At 68.4% G+C, this 21,536-nt stretch carries 21 protein-coding genes; 7 read left to right on the top strand and 14 right to left on the bottom strand.

Annotated features, from left to right (window positions below):
* Positions 1-4: 4 nt before the first annotated feature.
* Positions 5-1,876, bottom strand: coding sequence for a translational GTPase TypA (gene typA, locus JKG67_RS05580; protein WP_203336278.1), 1,872 nt, complete (start codon positions 1,874-1,876; stop codon positions 5-7).
* Positions 1,877-2,078: 202 nt separating this feature from the next.
* On the opposite strand from typA, the gene JKG67_RS05575 reads away from it, so the two are divergent.
* From JKG67_RS05575 to JKG67_RS05560, 4 genes are all read left to right on the top strand, one after another.
* Complete coding sequence (locus tag JKG67_RS05575; RefSeq protein WP_203336277.1) at positions 2,079-3,134, top strand: extracellular solute-binding protein; 1,056 nt, start codon at positions 2,079-2,081, stop codon at positions 3,132-3,134.
* 229 nt (positions 3,135-3,363) lie between these two features.
* Positions 3,364-4,530 carry a resuscitation-promoting factor gene (locus JKG67_RS18815; RefSeq protein ID WP_203336276.1) on the top strand — a complete coding sequence of 389 codons (1,167 nt, stop codon included), beginning with the start codon at positions 3,364-3,366 and terminating at the stop codon, positions 4,528-4,530.
* An 81-nt stretch (positions 4,531-4,611) separates the two neighbouring features.
* On the top strand, positions 4,612-5,472 hold the full coding sequence (gene rsmA, locus JKG67_RS05565) for a 16S rRNA (adenine(1518)-N(6)/adenine(1519)-N(6))-dimethyltransferase RsmA (RefSeq protein WP_203336275.1): 861 nt from the start codon (positions 4,612-4,614) through the stop codon (positions 5,470-5,472).
* Positions 5,469-6,380: a 4-(cytidine 5'-diphospho)-2-C-methyl-D-erythritol kinase gene (locus JKG67_RS05560; RefSeq protein WP_203336274.1), complete on the top strand. Its 912-nt coding sequence runs from the start codon at positions 5,469-5,471 to the stop codon at positions 6,378-6,380. Before rsmA ends, JKG67_RS05560 begins: the two co-directional genes overlap by 4 nt.
* Before the next feature lie 2 nt (positions 6,381-6,382).
* On the opposite strand, the gene JKG67_RS05555 is transcribed toward JKG67_RS05560, so the two are convergent.
* Positions 6,383-7,195 (bottom strand): FUSC family protein, encoded by an 813-nt coding sequence (locus JKG67_RS05555; RefSeq protein WP_203336273.1) that lies wholly within the window; start codon positions 7,193-7,195, stop codon positions 6,383-6,385.
* Between the two features lie 42 nt (positions 7,196-7,237).
* Here JKG67_RS05555 and cls point away from each other — a divergent pair, with 42 nt between their 5' ends.
* Entirely contained in the window at positions 7,238-8,686 is a 1,449-nt protein-coding gene (gene cls, locus JKG67_RS05550; RefSeq protein ID WP_203336272.1) for a cardiolipin synthase, read from the top strand.
* 362 nt (positions 8,687-9,048) lie between these two features.
* On the opposite strand, the gene JKG67_RS05545 is transcribed toward cls, so the two are convergent.
* From JKG67_RS05545 to JKG67_RS05495, 11 genes are all read right to left on the bottom strand, one after another.
* Positions 9,049-10,845: an ABC-F family ATP-binding cassette domain-containing protein gene (locus tag JKG67_RS05545; protein ID WP_203336271.1), complete on the bottom strand. Its 1,797-nt coding sequence runs from the start codon at positions 10,843-10,845 to the stop codon at positions 9,049-9,051.
* A gap of 83 nt (positions 10,846-10,928) precedes the next feature.
* Positions 10,929-12,074 carry a hypothetical protein gene (locus JKG67_RS05540; RefSeq protein WP_203336270.1) on the bottom strand — a complete coding sequence of 382 codons (1,146 nt, stop codon included), beginning with the start codon at positions 12,072-12,074 and terminating at the stop codon, positions 10,929-10,931.
* Positions 12,052-12,639, bottom strand: a complete 588-nt coding sequence (locus JKG67_RS05535; RefSeq protein ID WP_203336269.1) for an RNA polymerase sigma factor — start codon at positions 12,637-12,639, stop codon at positions 12,052-12,054. The genes JKG67_RS05540 and JKG67_RS05535 overlap by 23 nt, the downstream gene beginning before the upstream one ends.
* Positions 12,640-12,743: 104 nt before the next feature.
* Complete coding sequence (locus JKG67_RS19165) at positions 12,744-12,917, bottom strand: peptidase inhibitor family I36 protein (protein ID WP_372442048.1); 174 nt, start codon at positions 12,915-12,917, stop codon at positions 12,744-12,746.
* A 333-nt stretch (positions 12,918-13,250) separates the two neighbouring features.
* Positions 13,251-14,318 (bottom strand): FtsX-like permease family protein, encoded by a 1,068-nt coding sequence (locus JKG67_RS05525; protein WP_203336267.1) that lies wholly within the window; start codon positions 14,316-14,318, stop codon positions 13,251-13,253.
* 70 nt (positions 14,319-14,388) lie between these two features.
* Complete coding sequence (locus JKG67_RS05520) at positions 14,389-15,099, bottom strand: ABC transporter ATP-binding protein (protein ID WP_203336266.1); 711 nt, start codon at positions 15,097-15,099, stop codon at positions 14,389-14,391.
* Positions 15,096-16,082, bottom strand: a complete 987-nt coding sequence (locus JKG67_RS05515; protein WP_203336265.1) for a hypothetical protein — start codon at positions 16,080-16,082, stop codon at positions 15,096-15,098. The genes JKG67_RS05520 and JKG67_RS05515 overlap by 4 nt, the downstream gene beginning before the upstream one ends.
* Complete coding sequence (locus JKG67_RS05510) at positions 16,079-16,633, bottom strand: hypothetical protein (RefSeq protein WP_203336264.1); 555 nt, start codon at positions 16,631-16,633, stop codon at positions 16,079-16,081. The genes JKG67_RS05515 and JKG67_RS05510 overlap by 4 nt, the downstream gene beginning before the upstream one ends.
* Positions 16,630-16,815, bottom strand: a complete 186-nt coding sequence (locus JKG67_RS05505; RefSeq protein WP_203336263.1) for a hypothetical protein — start codon at positions 16,813-16,815, stop codon at positions 16,630-16,632. The genes JKG67_RS05510 and JKG67_RS05505 overlap by 4 nt, the downstream gene beginning before the upstream one ends.
* Before the next feature lie 169 nt (positions 16,816-16,984).
* A complete protein-coding gene (locus JKG67_RS05500; RefSeq protein WP_203336262.1) occupies positions 16,985-17,482 on the bottom strand; it encodes a MarR family winged helix-turn-helix transcriptional regulator in 498 nt (165 codons plus the stop codon).
* 79 nt (positions 17,483-17,561) lie between these two features.
* Positions 17,562-18,164, bottom strand: a complete 603-nt coding sequence (locus JKG67_RS05495; protein ID WP_203336261.1) for a TetR/AcrR family transcriptional regulator — start codon at positions 18,162-18,164, stop codon at positions 17,562-17,564.
* Between the two features lie 80 nt (positions 18,165-18,244).
* Between JKG67_RS05495 and JKG67_RS05490 the strand changes: the two genes are divergently transcribed.
* The gene (locus JKG67_RS05490; protein ID WP_203336260.1) at positions 18,245-18,712 is read left to right on the top strand and encodes a hotdog fold domain-containing protein; all 468 of its coding nucleotides are present in this window, start codon (positions 18,245-18,247) and stop codon (positions 18,710-18,712) included.
* Between the two features lie 162 nt (positions 18,713-18,874).
* The gene (locus tag JKG67_RS05485; protein WP_203336259.1) at positions 18,875-19,141 is read left to right on the top strand and encodes a hypothetical protein; all 267 of its coding nucleotides are present in this window, start codon (positions 18,875-18,877) and stop codon (positions 19,139-19,141) included.
* Positions 19,142-19,214: 73 nt separating this feature from the next.
* Here JKG67_RS05485 and JKG67_RS05480 read toward each other — a convergent pair whose 3' ends face one another.
* Complete coding sequence (locus JKG67_RS05480) at positions 19,215-21,512, bottom strand: TRAP transporter permease (protein WP_203336258.1); 2,298 nt, start codon at positions 21,510-21,512, stop codon at positions 19,215-19,217.
* Positions 21,513-21,536: the final 24 nt, after the last annotated feature.

Below are 21,536 nucleotides of genomic sequence, written 5' to 3'. Positions count from 1 at the left end.
CATCTCAGCGGTTCTCGCGGCGGGCGCGGGCGGAGATCTTGGCGCGCTCGTTGCTGTCCAGGATCAGCTTGCGGATCCGCACGGACTCCGGAGTGACCTCGACGCACTCGTCGCCGCGGCAGAACTCCAGGCACTGCTCCAGCGACAGCTTGCGCGGCGGGATCAGCTTCTCGAAGTTGTCGGAGGTGGCCGACCGGATGTTGGTCTGCTGCTTCTCCTTGGTGATGTTCACGTCCATGTCCTCGGCGCGGGAGTTCTCGCCGACGATCATGCCCTCGTACACCTCGGTGCCGGGCTCGAGGAACATCACGCCGCGCTCCTGCAGCGAGGTCATCGCGTACGCCGTGGCGGCGCCGGCGCGGTCGGCCACCAGCGAGCCGGAGTTGCGGGCCCGGATCTCGCCGGCCCACGGCTCGTAGGCCTCGAAGATGTGGTGGGCGATGCCGGTGCCCCGGGTCTCGGTGAGGAACTGCGTACGGAAGCCGATCAGGCCACGAGCCGGGACGACGAACTCCATCCGCACCCAACCGGTGCCGTGGTTGGTCATCTGCTCCATCCGGCCGCGGCGGTGTGCCAGCAGTTCGGTGATGGTGCCGAGGTACTCCTCGGGGGCGTCGATGGTGAGCCGCTCCATCGGTTCGTGCAGCTTGCCGTCGACCTCCTTGGTGACCACCTGCGGCTTGCCGACGGTGAGCTCGAAGCCCTCCCGGCGCATCTGCTCCACCAGGATCGCCAGCGCCAGCTCGCCGCGGCCCTGCACCTCCCACGCGTCCGGCCGGTCGGTGGGCAGCACTCGCAGCGACACATTGCCGACCAGTTCGGAGTCCAGCCGGTCCTTGACCAGTCGGGCGGTGACCTTGGCGCCCTTGACCCGACCCACCAGCGGGGAGGTATTGGTGCCGATCGTCATCGAGATCGCCGGCTCGTCGACATGGATCAGTGGCAGCGCCTTGGGGTTCTCCGGGTCGGCGAGCGTCTCGCCGATCATGATGTCCTCGATGCCGGCCACCGCGACGATGTCACCGGGCCCGGCGAGCTCGCCGGGCTTGCGCTCCAGGCCCTCGGTGATCAGTAGTTCGGTGATCTTGACGTTCTTGATATCGCCGTCGCGACGCATCCAGGCGACCGTCTGGCCCTTGCGCAGGGTGCCCTGGTGGATCCGCAGCAGCGCCAGTCGACCCAGGAAGGGGGATGCGTCGAGGTTGGTCACGTGGGCCTGCAGCGGGGCGCCCTCGACGTACTGGGGCGCCGGGACGGTCTCCAGGATGGTCCGGAACAGCGGCTCCAGGTCCTCGGCGTCGGGCAGCCCGCCGTTGTCGGGGACGTTGGTGGAGGCCCGGCCGGCCTTGGCGGAGGCGTAGACGATCGGGAAGTCCAGCGCCGCGTCGCTGTGGTGCTCGTCGAGCAGGTCCATGAAGAGCTCGTAGGTCTCGTCCACCACTTCGGCGATCCGGGCGTCGGGGCGGTCGACCTTGTTGACCACCAGCACCACGGGCAGGTCGGCGTTGAGTGCCTTGCGGAGCACGAACCGGGTCTGGGGGAGCGGACCCTCGGAGGCGTCGACGAGCAGCACGATGCCGTCCACCATCGACAGGCCTCGCTCGACCTCGCCGCCGAAGTCGGCGTGGCCGGGGGTGTCGATGATGTTGATGGTGAGGTCGCGGTACCGGATCGCGGTGTTCTTGGCGAGGATGGTGATGCCCTTCTCCCGCTCCAGGTCACCAGAGTCCATCACCCGGTCTGCGACACCCTCGGCCTCGTGGGCGGTGAACGCGCCGGCCTGGTGCAGCATCGCGTCGACGAGGGTGGTCTTGCCGTGGTCGACGTGAGCGACGATCGCGACATTGCGCAGGTTCGCGCTCTTGGTGGTGGTCATGGTGCTGCGCCGGCCTTCCGGTCGAAAAGAGTGGGGAGGCCCGACGGGCCCGGGCAAGCCTACCTGCCGGCAGTGCCTGCACGCACAGTCGCGGCGTCGCGCACCGCGGCCTCGGTGACCCAGATCACGGGGCCGGATAAGGACAGCCTTACCTGATCAATGTAAGGTGAGCCTCACCTCAATCCACCTTAGGAGCTACACCATGCGCACTCGTCGCATCCTGGGCGTCGCCGCGGCGGCGGCCCTGATCGCCGGTCTGGCCGCCTGCGGCACCGACGCGGAGTCGGAGGCCAACGGCACCGGGACCCCGACCACCTCCGAGGAGCAGCAGCCGCTGGTCATCTACTCGGGCCGCAACGAGAGCCTCGTCGGCCCGCTGCTGGAGGACCTGGAGGCCGCCGTCGGCGTGCCCGTCGAGATCCGGTACGCCGACACCGCCGAGCTGGCCGCCCAACTGCTCGAGGAGGGCGACCGCACCCCTGCCGACCTGTTCTTCAGCCAGGACGCGGGAGCGCTGGGCGCGCTCGCCAAGGCCGGGCTGCTGACCGAACTGCCCCAGGACGTGCTCGAACTGACCGGCAAGGAGTTCCGTGACGCCGGCGGTCGCTGGGTCTCCACCTCGGCGCGTGCCCGGGTGCTCGTGTACAACGACGACGCCCCCGAGGTCGCCGGCGTCGACTCGATCGACGACCTGCTCGACGAGCGGTACCGCGGCCGGATCGGCTACGCGCCGACCAACGCCAGTTGGATGTCCTTCGTCACCGCCCTGCGGGTGATGCGCGGTGAGGACGGCGCCGAGCAGTGGCTCACCGAGTTCGCCGACCTCGACCCGGTCGGTTACGAGAAGAACGGGGTAGTGCTCGAAGCCGTCAACAACGGTGAGGTGGCCGTCGGTCTGATCAACCACTACTACTGGTTCCCGATGGCTGCCGAGCTGGGCGCCGAGAACATGAACGCCAAGGTGCACTACCTCAACTCCGACGACCCCGGCGCGCTGATCAACATCGCCGGCGCCGGCGTGCTCGCTGCCAGCGACAACGTCGAGTTGGCCAACAAGGCGGTCGCGTTCCTGCTGTCCGAGCAGGCGCAGCAGTACTTCGTCGACTCCACCGCCGAGTTCCCGGTGATCGACGGGGTCTCCAGCACCGTCCACGACACCGGCTCCCTGGCCGACATCGCCGGGGCCCGCCTGGACCTCAACGACCTCGACACCCTCGAGGAGACCCAGGCGCTGCTGGAGAAGGTCGGTCTGCTGTAACCACGGCAACCACGGGCGCGAACTGCGGTAGGACGCCCCGTCCCGGCGACCCCGGGGCGGGGCGTTCCGCGTCTCTGAGGGCGGCCCAGAACCACCCCGAGAGCCCGCGGTTCCGGCTGCGACCCGGCTCACACCGGGTGTGACATGGGCCAACTTCAGTTTCGCATCACGGGAGGAAGTCCGTATCGTCTTGTGACTGTTGGCCGGGAATGGCAGAGTCTCGGAAGACTTGAACCCTCTCCCATGGCCCGGGGAGTACGACGAACGGAAATGTGTGCGCACCGATATCGCACGAGTCATCAGCAGCAAGCGGGCGCTGGGCGCCGTCATCACCGCAGTGACCCTGGCAGTGGTCGGCACCACCCTCGGCTACTCGATGTTGGGCACCAAGGTGACCCTGAACGTCGACGGCGAGGCCCGTACGGTCACCACCTTCGGCACCACCGTCGGTGACCTGCTGCAGTCCCAGGGCCTCGAGCTCACCGCCCGCGACGTCGTCGCCCCCGGCCTCGACGAGGCCATCGAGCCAGGATCCCGAGTCACTGTCCGGTTCGCCCGCGAACTTGAACTGGTCGTCGACGGGGAGGCGCAGACCCACTGGGTGACCGCGCTGGACGTCGACACCGCCCTGAACGAGATCGGCCGCCGCTACGGTCGCGCCGCCCTGTCGGCGAGCCGGAGTGCCGCGATCGGCCGGGATGGTCTCTCCCTCGAGGTCAAGACCCCCAAGACGTTCGTCGTCACCGTCGGCGCCGGCGAGGCCGAGGAGCACGTCCTCCCGGCACTCACCGTGGCCGATGTCCTCGACGAGCTCGACATCGAGCTGGGCAGGCGCGACGAGGTCGTGCCGGCTCTGGACGAGGCACTGCCCGAGGGCGGCGAGGTCGCCGTCAACCGGATCCGCGTCGTCACCCGGGACATCAGCGACGAGGTCGTGAAGTTCGGCACCGTGACCGAGCGTGACGACTCCCGCTTCACCGACGAGAAGACCGTGCTGAAGTCCGGCGAGACCGGCCTGCGCAACGTCACCTACCGGCTCCGGATCGTGAACGGCGAGATCGTCCGTCGCGTCGAGCTGGCCTCCGAGATCACCAAGGAGGCCGTCGACCAGGTGGTCAGCGTCGGCACCAAGTCGCGCCCCGCCCCGTCGTACTCGGGCAACACCGTGTGGGACCGCCTCGCCCAGTGTGAGTCCGGTGGCCGCTGGAACATCAACACCGGCAACGGCTACTACGGTGGCCTGCAGTTCAGCCTCTCCACCTGGCGTGCGGTGGGTGGCACCGGCTACCCGCACCAGCACAGCCGCGCGGAGCAGATCAAGCGTGGCCAGATCCTGCAGGCCCGGGCCGGCTGGGGCCAGTGGCCCGCCTGCTCGCGCAAGCTGGGCCTGCGCTGACGCGTTCACGTCCGACCGGCCGACACCTGCGGGTGTCGGCCGGTCGCATTTCTGCGGTCGGTCTTGCATAGGGTGACCCGCATGTCCCTGGTCCGCCTGCTCGGTCCCGCCGAGGTCCGTGCGCTGGCAGCCGAGCTCGAGCTGCGCCCCACCAAACAGCGGGGGCAGAACTTCGTGATCGATGCCAACACCGTGCGGCGGATCGTCCGAGACTCCGCCGTCACCGCCGACGATGTGGTGCTGGAGGTCGGTCCCGGCCTCGGCTCGCTCACCCTCGCCCTGCTCGAGGTCACGCCGCGGGTGACGGCGATCGAGTTGGACGGACTCCTTGCGGACCGGTTGCCGGCCACCGTCGCCGAGTACGCCGGCGATCGCGCGGCCGGGTTCCGGGTCGTCCACGCCGACGCCCTCAGGGTGACCGAGATCCCCGGGCCGCCGCCGACCGCGCTGGTCGCCAACCTGCCCTACAACGTCTCGGTGCCGGTGCTGCTGCACCTGATGGGACTGCTGCCGTCACTGCGGCACGGTCTGGTGATGGTGCAGGCCGAGGTGGCCGACCGGCTCGCCGCCGCGCCCGGTTCACGCACCTACGGCATCCCGTCGGTCAAGGCCGCCTGGTACGCGGAGGTCCGCAGGGCCGGGGCCATCGGCCGCAACGTCTTCTGGCCGGCCCCCAACGTCGACTCGGGCCTGGTCGCCTGGACGCACCGGCCGCCGCCGGACACCACTGCCACCAAGGAGCAGGTGTTCGCCGTCGTCGACGCCGCCTTCGCGCACCGCCGCAAGGCGCTCAGGGGTGCGCTCAGGGATCTCTTCGGCTCCGCGGAGGCCACGGCTGCCGCCCTGACCGCGGCCGGCGTCGACCCGCTGACCCGCGGTGAGCAGCTGACGATCACCGACTTCGCCAGGATCGCCGAGGGACTCCCCGGAGGGCAGCGATGACAAGCATCACCGTGCGCGCCGCCGCGAAGGTGAACCTGCACCTGGGGGTCGGGGCCCCGCGGCCGGATGGGTATCACCCCCTGCACACCGTCTACACCACCATCGGCCTGCACGACGACGTGACCGCCACCGCGGCCGCCGAGCTCGGCGTCACCCTCACCGGGCTGGGCGGGGTCGACGTCTCCGACGTCCCGGTCGCCCCTGGCAGCAACCTCGTGCACGCGGCCGCGGCTGCGCTGGCGGACCTGCACGGGGTCGCGGTGACGGGGGCGTTGCACATCGCCAAGTCGATCCCGGTAGCCGGAGGCCTTGCGGGCGGCTCGGCTGATGCCGCCGCGGCCCTGGTCGCCCTGGACCGCCTGCTCGACCTGCAGACCAGCGACGACGACCTACTGCGGTTGGCCGCCGCGCTGGGCAGTGATGTCCCGTTCGCGCTGCTCGGAGGCATCGCCGTCGGCACCGGCCGCGGCGAGATCGTGCAACCGGTCCCGACCGACGTTCACCTCGCCTGGGTGGTCTGCACCGACCCGCAGGGTCTGTCCACTCCCGAGGTGTACCGGCACTTCGACCGGCTCTTCCCCGACGCCGACCCGACACCCCCCGCCCCCGACGCGCTGCTCGCGGCGTTGGCCGCCGCAGACGTGACCGGGATCGCGGAGGCCCTGCACAACGACCTGCAGGACGCCGCCGTCGACCTGCGCCCCGAGTTGGGTGCCAGGGTCGACCACGGGGTTGCCGCCGGCGCACTGGCCGGCCTGGTCAGCGGCTCCGGTCCGACCGTGGTGCTGCTGTGCGCCGACCCCGAGGCTGCCCGGGCGGTGGCCGCCGAGATGGCCGGCCGCAGCCCCGGCGTCCAGGTCGCGCACGGACCGGTGGCCGGCGCGCACGTGGTCGAGTACGCCGACTGACCTCACTGGTCGACGGTGGTGGTCCGCGCCTCCGAGCGGGCCAGGAGCACGGCCAGCGCGGACGCGAGCAGTACGCCGATCCCGGTGAGCAGCAGCCGTTCGACCGCCAGCTCCACGGCCACGCCGCTGACTCCTGAGGACCCGACGAGGATCACTGTCGGGGTCAGCAGGGCCACCATCCGCATCGTGTCTCCGGCCAGCGCCCACGCCACCGTGCCGAGCAGGCCGGCGATCGCTGCCACCAGCACCAGGGGGGCCGGAGCCAGCAGCACCACCGCGATGGCGATGCCGACCCGCACCACCGTCCCGACCGCCCGGTCCCGGGCGTTGCGGGTGGTCTCGGCCCGGGCCGGCCGGAGCACCGCCAGGATGGCGATGGTCATCCAGTAGCCGTGCGGGATGTCCCGCGCGGTCACCAGCCAGGTCGCGGCACCGGCCGCGGTGGCAGCCACCGCGGCGTGTCGCCACGCCCGGGCTGCCGGGATCGGCTCGGCCGGCGCGGACACCCGCAGGAGTTGCGCGACGGCGAAGACCAGTCCGCCGCCGACCAGGGTGGCCGCGGCCAGCAGTGCAGGTGCCTCGGTGAAGCCCACGGAGGCTGCCACCGCGGGCGCGGCCGGCAGCATCGCCGCGATGCCGACCGATCGCCGATGCAATGGACCCTGGCTCAGGGCGATGGTCGCCACGCCGACCATGGCGGCCGCGGCGGCAGCCCGACCGCCCACCAGTCCGACGGCCCCGATCCCCGCCAGCAGCGGGGTCACCACCAGCACGCTGCGCTGCAGCATCGCGCCCGGCGGGACCAGCCACGTCATGGCGCACCATGCTAGAGCCGCATGACTGGCTAGGGTGCGGCCATGTCGGATCCGTCCTGGCCGGTGCTGCTCGGCGCCGCGATCGTGTTCGCCGAGATCAGTCTGCGCCTGATCGCCCTGGGGGTGATCCCGGGGAACCGGAAGCCCTCGACGGGGATGGCCTGGCTGCTGCTCATCCTCGTGCAGCCGATCCTCGGCTTCCTCTTCTTCAGCATGTTCGGTCGCACCGCGCTCGGCCGCCGTCGCCACGAAAGGCAACGCCGCGCCCATCGGGCGATCGCGGAGGCTCGCGCCGAGCACAGCGGCGTACTGCCCGCGATCCCGGACCAGGTGGCCACGGTCATCCACCTCAACCGCACCCTTGGCGCGATGCCCGCGGTGGCCGGCAACACCGTCGACCTGCTCGCCGACTACCGGCAGACCCTGGCCGCGATGACCCGGGCGGTCGAGGCCGCCGAACGCTACGTGCACGTGGAGTTCTACATCGCCGCCTGGGATGAGGAGACCGATCCCTTCTTCCGCGCCCTGGTCGCTGCCACCGAGCGGGGGGTCACCGTCCGGTTGCTCTTCGACCACCTCGGCTCACGTCGGCTGGGTGGCTATCGTCAGATGCTGCGGAGGTTGCGAGGTACCGAGATCCAGTGGCGCCGGATGCTGCCCATCCAGCCCCTGCGAGGCCGCTGGCGCCGCCCCGACCTGCGCAACCACCGCAAGCTCGTGGTTGTGGACGGGGCGGTCGGCTTCACCGGCTCCCTCAACCTGACCGAGCCGGGCTACCACAACCCCAGGAACCATCGCCTCGGCCGGGAGTGGGTGGAGTTGATGGTGCGGCTCCAGGGCCCGCTTGTGGCCGACCTGGACGCGGTCTTCGCGGCCGACTGGTACACCGAGACCGCCCAGGTCACCGAGCTCACCGAGCCGCCACCCGCGACCACTGCCGGGACCGTCGGTCAGATCGTCCCCAGCGGCCCGGGCTTCGCCAGTGAGAACAACCTGCGGATGTTCACCTCGCTGATCTACTCCGCCACCCGGCGGGTGTCACTGACCAGCCCCTATTTCGTCCCCGACGAGTCGCTCCTGTACGCCGTCACCACGGCCGCTCAGCGCGGGGTTGACGTGGAGCTCTTCGTCAGCGAGGTGTCCGACCAGTTCATGGTCGGCCATGCCCAGGCGTCGTACTACCAGGCGCTGCTGGAGGCCGGGGTGCGGATCCACCGCTACCCGGCGCCGTACATCCTGCACTCCAAGCACTTCACCATCGATGACGACGTCGCCGTGGTGGGCACCAGCAACATGGACCTGCGCTCGTTCGCGCTCAACTACGAGATCTCGGTGATGCTGCTCGGTGTCGACGTGGTGGCCCGGATGCGGGAGGTCGAGGATCGCTACCGCGAGCTCAGCACCGAGCTGTTCCTCCCGGACTGGCGCCGTCGGCCCGCGCGCACCAAGTACGTCGACAACGTGATGCGGCTGACCGCAGCACTGCAATGAGCCGGTCGCTCCCGCCTGGGTTGGGTCCTTCGGCCCTAGGGCGGCGACGCTCGGCCGGGCTACCGTCCCGAGAGTGGATCGGGGGCCGGGTCCACGTCATCAGGGGTCAAGGGACCGGGAGCAGAAGCATGGAGCAGCGGAGTGGGCAGAGCGGGATCATCGAGGCGGCGCCTGTGTGGAGGTTTGCCAGCGCGATCGAGGCAGCACGGATGGTGAGTGTGCCCGGGCAGGATCAACGGCCAGGGAGCAGCAGAGTGGTCGAGCGGCGCCGAGTCGAGGAGCGCGACCGGGCCGAGGACTGAGCTGCCCGTCCGGATCCACCCCAGTCGCCGGACGAGGAAGCGCAACTGCCCTGCAGTGAGTCAGCTGTCCTGGTCGGACGCTTCGAGCCACTGGTCCTCGGCTGCCGCCAGCTGAGCCTGCAGGCTGCCGAGCTCGTCGACGAGCGGCCCCAGGCCGGCGTAGTCGTCGGTGTCGTGGGCCGCGATCCGCTCCACCTGGGTGCTGACCTGGCGGGTGAGTCGGTCGATGGTCCGCTCCAGCGAGGCCAGCTTCTTCCGGGCGGCGTGCCGGGCCGCCCCGGAGAGCTCGCTGCGCTCGGCAGGGACCGTCGGCGGGGGACTGGACGCCCCGGTGGCAGGGCGTGCGCTGGCCGGTGCCTGCCGGCGCAGTCGCAGGTACTCGTCCACCCCGCCGGGCACGTGACGTAGCGAGCCGTCCAGGACGGCGTACTGCTGATCGGTGACCCGCTCCAGCAGGTACCGGTCGTGGGAGACCACCACCAAAGTGCCTGGCCAGGAGTCGAGCAGGTCCTCGATCGCGGCCAGCATGTCGGTGTCCACGTCGTTGGTCGGTTCGTCCAGCACCAGCACATTGGGCTCGCTCAGCAGCACCAGCAGCAGTTGCAGGCGGCGCAGTTGGCCGCCGGAGAGGTCCCGCACCGGTGTCGACAGGTGTTCGCTGCGGAACCCGAGGCGCTCCAACAGTTGCGAGGGGCTCAGCTCCCGGCCCTCCACGGCGACGCTGGTCTTCTCCCGGGCCAACACCTCACGGACCCGGTCGTTGGCGATCTTGTCCAGGCCGGCGAACTGCTGGTCCAGGGTGGCCAGCCGCACCGTCTTGCCCCGTTTGACCCGGCCCGCGGTCGGTGTCACGGTGCCGGCGATCAGTCCAAGCAGCGTCGACTTGCCGGCTCCGTTGGCGCCCAGGATGCCGGTGCGCTCGCCGGGGCCGATCCGCCAGGTGACCTCACGCAGCACCTCCAGGTCGCCGTAGCTGACCGAGACGTCGAGCAGGTCCACCACGTCCTTGCCCAGACGGGCGGTGGCCAGTCGCTTGAGCTCGACGGTGTCCCGGGGCGGCGGCACGTCCGCGATCAGCTGGTTGGCGGCCTCGATCCGGAACTTGGGTTTGGAGGTGCGGGCCGGGGCTCCCCGGCGTAGCCAGGCCAACTCCTTGCGCATCAGGTTCTGCCGTCGTGCCTCGGATGAGGCTGCCTGCCGGTCCCGTTCGACGCGCTGCAGCACGTAGGCGGCGTACCCGCCCTCGAAGGGGTCGACGATGCCGTCGTGCACCTCCCAGGTGGCGGTGCAGATCTCGTCGAGGAACCAGCGGTCGTGGGTGACCACCAGCAGCCCGCCGGCGTTGCGCGGCCACCGGGCCTTCAGGTGCGCCGCGAGCCAGGTGATGCCCTCCACGTCGAGGTGGTTGGTCGGTTCGTCGAGGGCGATCACGTCCCAGTCCTCGACCAGCAGCGTGGCCAGCGCGACCCGGCGCCGCTGACCGCCGCTGAGGGTGCTGATCGGTGCCTGCCAGGGCACGTCGGCGACCAGGCCGGCCAGTACGTCGCGGACCCGCGCGTCACCGGCCCACTCGTGCTCGGGGCGGTCCCCGACGATGGCGTGTGCGACAGTCTGCGAACCGTCCAGGTCGTCGCTCTGGCTCAGCACCCCGAAGCGCACGCCGCTGCGTCGGGTGACCCGGCCGGCGTGGGGTTCGACGAGCCCTGACAGCATCCCCAGCAGGCTCGACTTGCCGTCGCCGTTGCGGCCGACGATGCCGATCCGGTCGCCCTCGTCCACGCCGACGGTCAGGGAATCGAAGACCACGCGGTGGGGGTACTCCAGGTGGAGACCCTCGGCTCCCAACAGATGTGCCACCGCGCAAGCCTAGTGAGCGTCCCGGCGACCGTTGCGGCGGCCTCTGCCGGGCTGCTGGAAGAACGCGGCCTGACCGTCGGTAGTCACCGGGTAGCCGACTCCCGGCGGGGAAGCTCCTTGGTTGAGATCCACTCCCGCGTCAGGACAGTGTTGAACTCGATCACTGCGGGGGCGTTGACGTCGAGTGCGGTGCTGTCCTGAATCAGCACGGTTTCGTCGCCGGAGTACTTGCCCGTTCGGGTATCGAACAAGAAGAACCGTTGCTGGAAGCCATCGGGATCGGTGATTGCGAAGACCTCACTGGTCTGGTCACGGCGGTCCTGTGCGGTTCCGACGTAGACCATGTCGTTGGCGCCGATGAGGGCACGCAGGAGGGCTGCCCTCAAGTCAGCAGACGGCACCGAGTTGAGACCGAATGTTTGGATCGCATTGACGATGCACGTGCCCTCGATGCCCGCGCACTCGCCCGTGGTTCCGAGGATCAATGCGCGAAGCTCTGCAGGGTTGCGTGGCAGCAGGTCGGGGCTCGCGAGTGCATCGTCAGGTCCTGGCGGGAAGGTCTCGTCGGTGCGGACACCGCTATCGGGCTCCTGCGCCGAGGCCACGGCTCCGTCAGGATCGAGAGGGGTGCCCTTGGCGGTGACGATCCGGGTGCCGCCCCCCGGCAGCCTGTAGGTGTCCATGATGACGGGAGTCACGCGGCTCTTCGGGGTGCCGGACTCGTTGTCCGTGTCGAGCCACCAGCCTGCTGCCCTGATCCACTGGACCTCGCCCGAGCCGGATGCTTCGGGATGGGCCCCGGCACGTTCAGCGAGCTGTTCCAGGTGTGCGTCGGCGGGCACCCCTGCCAACGGGAAGTCGGCATCGTCGATGGACGAGATGCGCAGGAGCGGAGGCGTGGCGGCGTAGACGGCCTTGTCGCCGCCCAGCGGCCAGATCGCTAGTCCTATTCCGATGAGGAGGACGACTGCGGCGGCCGAGGCAAGTGCCGCGAAGGAGCGGCGCCAGGTGACGACCGGTAGGTGGGTCGCGCCGTGCACGGCAGGTTCGGTCGGTGAGCCGAGGATGGATGCGAGCGTCTCGGCAGCTCGACCGTCCACACCTGCTTGCTCACCGGGCGGAAGGTCGAGGACTCTCGGCTCGATCCCGTACCCGACCCTGAGTACATCGATGAGCTGTTGCTCGGTCTCGGCGAAGTCCTCGTGCTCACCGTCGTGCTGTGATGTCATCCTCAACCTCCTCTCCGAGACTGAGTCGCCCGTTGAGGCGTTCGCGTGCTCGTGCCAGACGCATGGAGGCAGCTTTGGGGGTGATTCCGAGTATCTCGGCAATCTCGCGTGTCCGGAACCCTCCGATCACGAGGTTCACGACCTGCCTGTCGTTGAACTCCAACTGAGCAAGGGCGTCGACGACGACACTCGGCACGACCGCTTCAAAGGTGGGATCGTCACCGGGGATCATCCTCAGCATGCCCTGCTGGTTTGCGGCGCCTTCCCTGCTGAACTTCTTCTCGGCGTTGGACACATGGCCAGTGGCGATCTTGTAGGTGAGCTTCCGCAACTGTCGCAGTTCAACGTCATTCTTCGGGGCAGGGATGTTCTTCCGCCACAGGGTCAGCATCGTCTCGCTGGCCAAGTCCTCGGCCAGCGATGAGGAGAATCGCGCCCGGATGAACTTGTGCACCTTGGGCAACATGTCGGCGAAGTAGTCGGCGTAGAACGTCCCCCCCCACCCAACAACTCCTTCACATCGCGACCTTCCCGACGCGATGAAGGAGTCTGCGAGGGTCAGCATCCCCCCGATGCAAGGTACACCTTCGATGCCGTCTGATAGGCCGAGCTCAATGACCCGTTCTGTCCTCCGGCAGCGTAGCAAGTGGAGGATGCGCCTGTGTTCGTTTAGAGGCGAGCCGATGCTGAACGGTTGTTCCAGATCGATCTGATCGTGTCGGTCAGGCGGTGTGTCACGGCTGATCCAGACTTGTAGCGGAACGACCCCTGAAAGTTGATGAGCGACCACAGGCAGAAGCGGCCAGCCGAACACCGGCTCAGTGAGGAGATCCCTGCGTCCACGGCGACGAAGACTGTTCCGTCGGGGCGGAAGACCCTGTTGCCGATCACTGTGCCAACCAGATCGCGATCCAACTCCGACGCGAGGGCCTGGGCAGCCGTTTGCTCTCGGGAGTCGCGAGTTTCCGTCGCAAGGGCCGGCGAAGTGGTGAGCCATACCAGGCGCCGACGAGTGCGGCGACAGTCACGGAGGACTGCAGTGTTAGGGATCTCATACAGGGTGCTGTCGGCTCAACGCCGATAGCCGCAGCGAGGACGGGCCGAGCTGCGATCCCGAGGGGAGGTGCCGCGCGCGCCGTTCGTCACTGGCCACATGCGAGATTGACGCGCCGAAGGTTAGCCAACCTTGGGTTCAAGTACGTCCAACGGGTCCTGTGAGCTGGCGCGATAGGCAGGCCATGCGGACGCGATCATCAAGGTGGCCATGCATCCGAGGCCAAGCCCGGGCAGTGCACCGGTGCTGAGAAGGCCCGCGTTCGTGCCAAAGGCTGATTGCGCGATGGCGTTGGCTAGTGGCTGAGTCAGGTAAGCGATGCCGACTGCTCCCAGCAGTCCTAGGGCGACCGTCAGTGCCACTTCTGCCCATACGAGGAAGGCGATGTGCGTGCGCCTGGCGCCGAGCGCCATCGCAAGCCCGAACAGCCACATCCGATCGCGGACGACGATGAGTTGAGAGACCAGCAGACCCAGCGCCCCCAAACCGAGCACACCCCAACCGATTACGGCGAAGATGGTCTTGACGCCCTGGCTGGCGGCGCGGATCTGGTCACTCGTGTCGAGGCGGGTGATGAGGAAGTCGTTGGACACGTTCGGGGCACCGAACCGGACCCCATCCTCGGCGAACGCGGTACTCAGGGCTGTACGGAGCTCGGGAGTGCTGTTGCGCTCACCGGTGGTCACGATGAACCGATAGGTGCGAGGCTCTGCCGACATCAGCGCGGCGAGCGACTGATACTCCGGGGCGATCGCCAGTCCGTCGCCCCACCGGTTCCTCGCAGTTTCCCGAGGGCCGTAGACCGCTCGGCCGGGGACTGCCGAGCCAGCCAGGCACACCTTGGTCTTGACCGGCAGCGCCTCCCCGAAGGGCAGCGGATAAGCCGTGCCGTCCGAGTTGAAGACGAATCGCACCGTGGTAGTGCCGAGTTGGTCGTAGGGCGGGCATTCAGGGCGTATCCCTTCATACCCGATCACGTAGGGGATGGGCTTCTGACTGAGCCCTGACAGACTTGCCAACGCGCGCTGGAGGAAGACCTCCTGAGGCAGACCGAAGGTCGTCCTCGTGTCGATCGAGTAGCTCCCCATCACGCCGGAGTCCGCGTCGATTGCGTCATCCAAACCCGATGCGGCGATCCGAGACAGCTGGCTGACGACGAGGTACACCGTCAGTGCCAGGGCGACGAGCACCGTTGACAGGAAGACCCTGAGTCGGGCCGACCAAGCCAGCCGCATGCCCAGACTTCCAACCGCACCAAGGTCACTCCATCGCATGGTACGAACTGTCTCGGCGGGCGATCTGACCATGCGAGAGTTCCATGCGAGTCTGAGCGAGTCCGGCAATCGCTCGGTCGTGCGTGACGATGACCAGAGCAGTGCCAAGCTCGGCGGGCAGCGATAGCAGAAGCTCACCGACCGCCGAAGCGTTGCTCTCGTCGAGGTTGCCGGTCGGCTCGTCCGCGACCAGCAGCGAAGGCCGGGAGAACAAGGCTCTGGCGATGGCCACTCGTTGGCGCTGGCCGCCGGAGAGAGTGTGGGGACGCCGGCCAGCAAGGTCCGCGATGCCGACGCGCTCCAGGTCTCCGAGGACGCGCTCACGAGCGGCGCGCCGGCCCATCCCCGCCGGCCGGAAGTGCCAGGCCAGGAGGACGTTCTCGGTCACCGTCAGCCCGGGCTCGAGATGAAACGCCTGAAAGACGATCCCGATCTGGCTGGCCCGTAGGTCCGCGATCTTCTTGGCCGGGAGCAGCGAGACGTCGTGGCCGTCGATGAAGACGGTTCCGGTCGTCGGCCTACGCAATAGGGAGAGGACAGACACGAGCGTCGACTTTCCGCTGCCAGAGCGTCCCATGAACGAAGTGCTGCTCCCAGGGGAGAGTCTTAGATCGACGTCCCGGAGAGCATGGATGGCCGCGCCGGCCGACTGATAGGTCACTGTGACGCCCATGAGCCGGGCCACCTCGTTGGTCATTCCCCTGGATCATCCTCGTCGGTCTCGGAACCGGCCAGGGACGCCGTGTCGGCATCGGGGAGTGCCAACCGATCGTCTGCTGCAACGTCGCCCGAGATGACTCGGACCACGCCATCGGTTGGGCCGACGCCCACGGGCACCGACACGAACTCACCCGCCCGCTCGACTCTCAAGAAGTAGTGATCGGCCTCAGAGTCGTACCCGATGAACATGTTCGGGGCGAGCAGCACGTCCGTGACCGCTTCGGCAGCGACGGTGAGGGTCGACCGCAGTCCGGGCGCAGTCTCCACATGGCTGGGAAGGCGGCAACGGAGCGTGGACGCCGACTCGGACATGTCACCGGTGGATGGGCTGATCCACAGGGCATCGCATCGAACGCGGCGCGGGCCCAGCACCGTCTCCACCTGGGCTTGACCCTCGAACTCCATCGAGAGGAACCGCAAGTATTGGATAGGCGACAATTCGGCCACCACGTCAATCCCTGATGACTCAATCACGGCTGTTGACCCAACCGCCCGGAGGATCCCGGAGGCGGGTGCCGTGACCGGCCCCTCGCGGGCCGCCAGGTTGGCGAGGGTGGTGGCATTGATCTGGCCTGGGTCGTCGCCGGAGCGCAACGCGCGCGCGACATCGTCTCGGACTGTGGCGGTGCCGATTCGTTGGCCCGCCGCCACGGCGCCTCCGAGCAGCGAGTTGTCGGCGCGGAGCACGAACTTGTCACTGGGCGTGACGACGATCTCGGTGCTGCCGACCGTGACTGCGTCCAGCGTGTAGCGCAGGGTCAAGTCGCCGCGACGGACTGAGGATTGTTCGTGCCCCGGAGTGCTCGGCGAAGGGCCCCCTTCGCGTTCCCCTGCAGCGGGCTGAGTCTGGCGAGGTGAGTCTTGCTGAGGACCTCCTTGCGGCTCAGTGCACCCAACCAAGAGGGGCAGGGTCAGGAGCGCCACGATTGCTGGCCGAAGCAGAGAGCGAGTGCTGATCACCCAAAGTCCTCGATCTCGTCCTCAATGGTGGGACCGGATACGTCGCCCGGTACTGCCGGAATCCACTCACCGCAGGAGCCTGCGCCGGTCAGGAACCTGTCGCGGACCTGCGCCGGGTCGCCAGACATGAACAGACCATCGAGTCTGTCCTGCAGGTCAAGCCAGTCTGAGTACGACGGTTCCTGCGGCTCCGCCACGGTCGGGACTCGTGGCGTGGCGGGGCGGACTCCGCTGCTCAACCACGACTTGTACGCCTCGGCCGTTGCGCGGCACATCACGAAATTGATCGCGATACCCTGCGCGAGACTGTCGCGGCGCTCCTCTCCGCTGCTTCCGCTGTCATCGTCGGCTGTGCCTTCCTCATCCAGCATGGCCTGGGCCTGCGGGTGGGCAAGCACTTCTGTGACGATGGAGGGTTCGACGCCCACGAAGATGGCGGAGTCCTCGTCCAAGGTGGGCAACGCCGTCGCTTGCGTGCCGCACCCGGCGGCAGCGATCAAGGCCAGTAGCCCCAGCACCGCAAGCGGGCGAGCCGTGGCCGCAATCCTCATCCTCGGAAGGTGACCGTGTAGTTCACGTCGTAGTTGCCGACACTGAACGGATTCAGCGGAGCGCAGTCAGTTGCCGCGTAGGCTCTCGCCCGGATCGTGTAGGTACTGGGCAGCACATTGCTCCAACTGACCTCGCCGCCGACGCTGGTGTGCTTCCAGCCGGGGCGGTACTTGATGGTCATGATGTTCCCCTCGTTGAGTTGAGACCTCGTCCGGAGTGGCAGTGTCTGGTGGTACTGCCCTCGCTACTGTCACGAAGCGGCAGGAACCCACAGCCCGAGAGGAATTGTCTGAGGAGGAGTTCTCCGGGAAGGCCCACCCAGGGGCCCGATCAGGACCGCTGCGGCGGCCTCAGCCCCGGTTGGTGGGCAGGCTCCCCATCAGCGACCGCAGCAGGGTGGCGAGCCGGGCGCGGTCCCGCTCGTCGAGCACGGTGAGCAGGGCCCGCTCCGAGGCGAGCAGAGCCTCGAAGGCGCTGTCCACCGCCTCCTTGCCGGCCGGGGTCAGCCGGACCAGAACGCCGCGCCGGTCGTGCGGGTCGGGAAGGCGCTCCACGAGTCCCCGGTCCGTCAGCCGGTCGACCCGGTTGGTCATCGTGCCGCTGGTGACCAGGGTCTCCCGGATGAGTCGGCCGGGGGAGAGTTGATAGGGGTCGCCTGCCCGTCGCAGGGCGGCGAGTACGTCGAACTCCCAGGATTCGATCCGGTGCTCGGTGAAGGCCTCGCGGCGGACCCGGTCGAGCTGGCGCGCCAGCCGGCCGATCCGGCTGAACACCTCGACCGGCGCCAGGTCGAGGTCGGCCCGCTCCCTGGCCCACGCCTCGACGAGTTCGTCCACCTCGTCCCTCATGCACCCATTGAACCAGAGTGGTCGAGATTCTTGACCACGAGAGTCTTGGTCGCCGACAGGTGTGGCGACGGACCGGCGGTCAGTGGCCGGTGTGCAGGGTGGGTGAGGCGTGCAGTCCGCTCAGGCCGTACCAGGCCAGGTTGACCAGGTGGGCGGCCACCTCCTCGCGTCCCGGCTGCTGACTCTCCAGCCACCACTGGCCCGCGGATGAGACCATCCCGACCAGCATCTGGGCGTACAGCGGCGCCGTGTCTGGCTCCAGTCCACGTCGCTCGAACTGATCCACCAGGATCCCCTCGACCCGGGAGGCGACGTCGCCGAGGATCGACAGGTAGGACCCCTCGCCGCCGGGGCTGCGGTCGCGGACCAGGATCCGGAACCCGTCCGGAGAGCTCTCGATGTAGCCCAACAGTGCGACCGCGGCCTGCTCCAGCAAGGTTCGTGAACTGCCGCCGACCAGAGCGATGCGGACGGCGGCCAGCAGTTCGTTGACCTCCCGGTCCACGACGACCGCGTAGAGCCCCTCCTTCCCGCCGAAGTGTTCGTAGACGACCGGCTTGGAGACGTCGGCGACGGCAGCGATCTCCTCCACCGACGTGCCGTCGTAGCCGAGTTCGGCGAAGCGGCCGCGGGCCACCCCGATCAACTGTTCGCGTCGCTCGGCGGCGGTCATCCTGGCCATGGAGTCATCCTCACACCTGTGGCCCAGACCACAGTCCGGCACCCCTTCCGCGAAAAGTTACCGCAGAGTAATGTGAGGCCATGAGCCAAGTCCTCTCCATGTGGCAGAAGTTGACCAGTGTCCCGATGGGCAACAAGGTCTTCTCGGCCGCCTTCGCCCAGAAGGCGCCCTACTTCGCCACCATCCGCCCCACCTTCCTCGAGATCCGGCCCAACTACGCCTCGCTGCGGATCCCCAAGCGCCGGGCGGTGCACAACCACATCGGCACCGTGCACGCGATCGCCCTGTGCAACGGCCTGGAGGCGGCGATGGGCGCGCTGGCCGAGGCCAGCATCCCCGCCGACAAGCGCTGGATCCCCAAGGGGATGGAGGTCACCTACACCGCCAAGGCGGACACCTCGATCACCTGCGTGGCCGAGACCGACCCTGAGCAGTGGACCGGCGACGACCCCGACGTCGGCGTCCGCGTCCACGGAGTGCGCGACGACGGCACCGTGGTGATCGAGGGCGTGATCCGGCTCTGGGTCACCCCCAAGCCGGCACGCTGACACGTCCTGCTGCGCCGAATCTGGCCTGAATACAGGGGAAACGCCGCGACCCGGCCGAATGTGCGGGCGGCCACAGTTGCGGTCCAGGTGTTCCCAATCGGCGGACAAGAGTGTGAGAATCAGCCCGTCACTCCGGTTATTGACCAAGGCAGAAGGAGCACCATGACTGAAGAGAAGAAGAGCCCGCTGGACCAGGTGAAGGCCAAGGCCGACGAGGTCAAGGGCATCGCCGAGGCAGTGGCCGGGGACGTCAAGTCCAAGGCCGCCGCCGCCGCTGGCGAGGTCAAGGCCAAGGCGAGCGCTGCTGCTGCCGACCCGGTCGCTGCCGCGAAGAAGGCCGCCGAGCAGGCCAAGGCCACCGCCGAGGGTGCCGCAGGCAAGGCCACCGAGGCGGCCACCGACCTGCTGGGCAAGGTCAAGAAGAAGTGACCTCAGGCACACACGCCTGAACACGACGCCGGGGCGCGGTCCACATGGACCGCGCCCCGGTGCCTTTGCTCCCTCAGGCGGTCGCAGCCGCCGGCGTGGCCGGCGTACCGCGACGGAAGAACTGCAACCCCAGGATCACGCCGCCCACCGCGAGCCCGATCAGATCGCTGGCCAGGGTGCCGTGCAACATCATCAGTGCGGCCAGGGTCAGGCCCAGCCGCTCGAGCCAACCCAACTTCACAGTGGCGAACCCGGCCACGGCGATGCCGAGCATGATGATCCCGGCCAGCGCGGTCAGGATCACCGGCACGATCTTGGTGGGTTGGTTGCCGAGCAGCAGCAGCCCCGGGCTGACCACGAAGGCATACGGCACGATGAAGCCGGAGATGGCGATCCGGATCGACTGCACGCCGGTCTTCAGCGGATTGCCGCCGGAGATGCCCGCGGCCGCGAATGAGGCGAGACAGACCGGGGGCGTGATGTCGGCCAGCACGCCGAAGTAGAAGACGAACATGTGCGCGATCAGCACGTACTCCCACGCCGCGCCGGTGCCGGCGACCTTCTCGGGCAGTCCGAGGTCGGTGTAGGTGCCGTTGATGATCCCGACGATGGCCGGGGCCGCCACCACCGCCATCACCACGTAGTTGGCCGTGGTCGGCAGGCCCATCCCCAGGATCAGGCACGCCAGCATGGTGAAGAACATGACGAAGTAGAGCTGGGTGTCCGCGAACGGGATCAGGTTCGACAGGGTGCCGCCGAGGCGGATCAGCCCGTCGCCGACCTTCAGGCCCAGGCCGGTGTTGTTGATGGTGCCGGAGATCATCCCGGCCGCCGCAGTGGCCGCGACGATCGGCAGCGACATCCGGGCCGCTTCGACCAGCGCATCGGCCAACACCTTGGGGGTCAGCTTGTCGGGCATCCGCCGCCAGCCCTCGACGCCCCAGAGCAGCAGGTAGACGATCTGGACCACGATGTTGAGCAGCACCGTGGTGATCACAGCCCACATCGCGGCCCGCATCGGCGTCATCCCGATGGACAGGATCACGAAGATCAGGATCAGCGGCAGCACCAGGTAGCCCCGGTTGACCAGCAACGGCAGCACCTTGGGCAGGTGCTCCTTCGGCAGGCCGGTGATCCCCTCCCGCTTCGAGACGTAGTGGACGATGATGAACTGCGCGGTGAAGAAGAGCAGTGCCGGGATCAACGCCGCCCGGATGATGTCGGCGAAGACCATCTCCCCGCCGATCGTCTGCAACATGATGAAGGCCGCGGCACCCATCACCGGCGGACAGATCTGGCCACCCGTGGACGAGGCAGCCTCGACTGCCCCGGCGAACTCCTTCTTGTAGCCCGACCTCTTCATCATCGGGATGGTGAAGGCGCCGTTGGAGACGGTGTTGGCCACCGAGGAGCCGGTGATCGTTCCGGAGAAGACCGAGGTGATCACGCCGACCTTGGCGGTGCCGCCGATCCGGCCGCCGGCGATGCCCAACGCCAGGTTGGTGAGGAACCGCTCCATCCCGGTGCGCTGCAGCAGGGCGGCGAAGATCATGAACACGAAGATGAAGGTCGCCGAGACCGAGATCGGGATGCCGAAGATGCCGGTGGTGCCCAGGAACGCGTCCTGGACCACCCGGTTGGGGTTCATTCCGCCGTGGAAGAGGAAGCCGGGCATGTCCCGGCCGAAGAGTGCGTAGGCGATCATCGCGGCACAGACGACGGTCAACGCCAACCCGACCGCGCGGGTCGCGGCAGCCAGCACCAGCAGGGTGCCCGTGGTGGCCACCGCCAACGCGGTCGGAGTGAAACCGCGGATCAGCATGTCGTTGAACTCCGAGGCGTTGCTGGCAACCCACCAGCAGGAGAAGACGCCCAGGACGGCCAGGACCAGGTCCGGCAGCGGCAGGCCGCCCACCTCGAAGCGGACGTAGCGGGTCATCTGCAGCAGCACCAGGATGCCCATCGCGGGCGCGACCATCTCCAGCCCCATGTTGGTGCTGCTCCACAGGTAGAGGAGCACCACCAGGCCGCCTGCGGTCCAGTAGAGGCCTCGGACCTTCTCCTTCTCCTCGTTGCGTTTGGAGTTGTAGATCAAGAAGATCATCGCCAGCCCGAAGGCCAGGTGGGTGCCTCGTTGTTCGATGCTCGGCAGCGTCCCGAACCAGGCCGTGTACAGGTGGAAGAGGCTCATCGACAGGCCGAGAACCCACACCACCACCCGCCAGAAGACGTGCAGTTCGGTGCGGACCGGACCGACGACCGCCGTGATCGGGTCGGCCTCGGTCATGTTCCTGATGTCGCGGGCCGCCTGATCCGGGTCGTACGCCGGGTGGTCAGGGTGGTCCGCTGGGTCCTGCCGAGTCTCGCTCATCCGTGCTTCCCCTCGTGATGGATG

The sequence above is a fragment of the Nocardioides limicola genome (assembly GCF_016827675.1).
Lineage (GTDB): Bacteria > Actinomycetota > Actinomycetes > Propionibacteriales > Nocardioidaceae > Nocardioides > Nocardioides limicola.
This window is presented reverse-complemented; position numbering and strand designations above follow the sequence as displayed.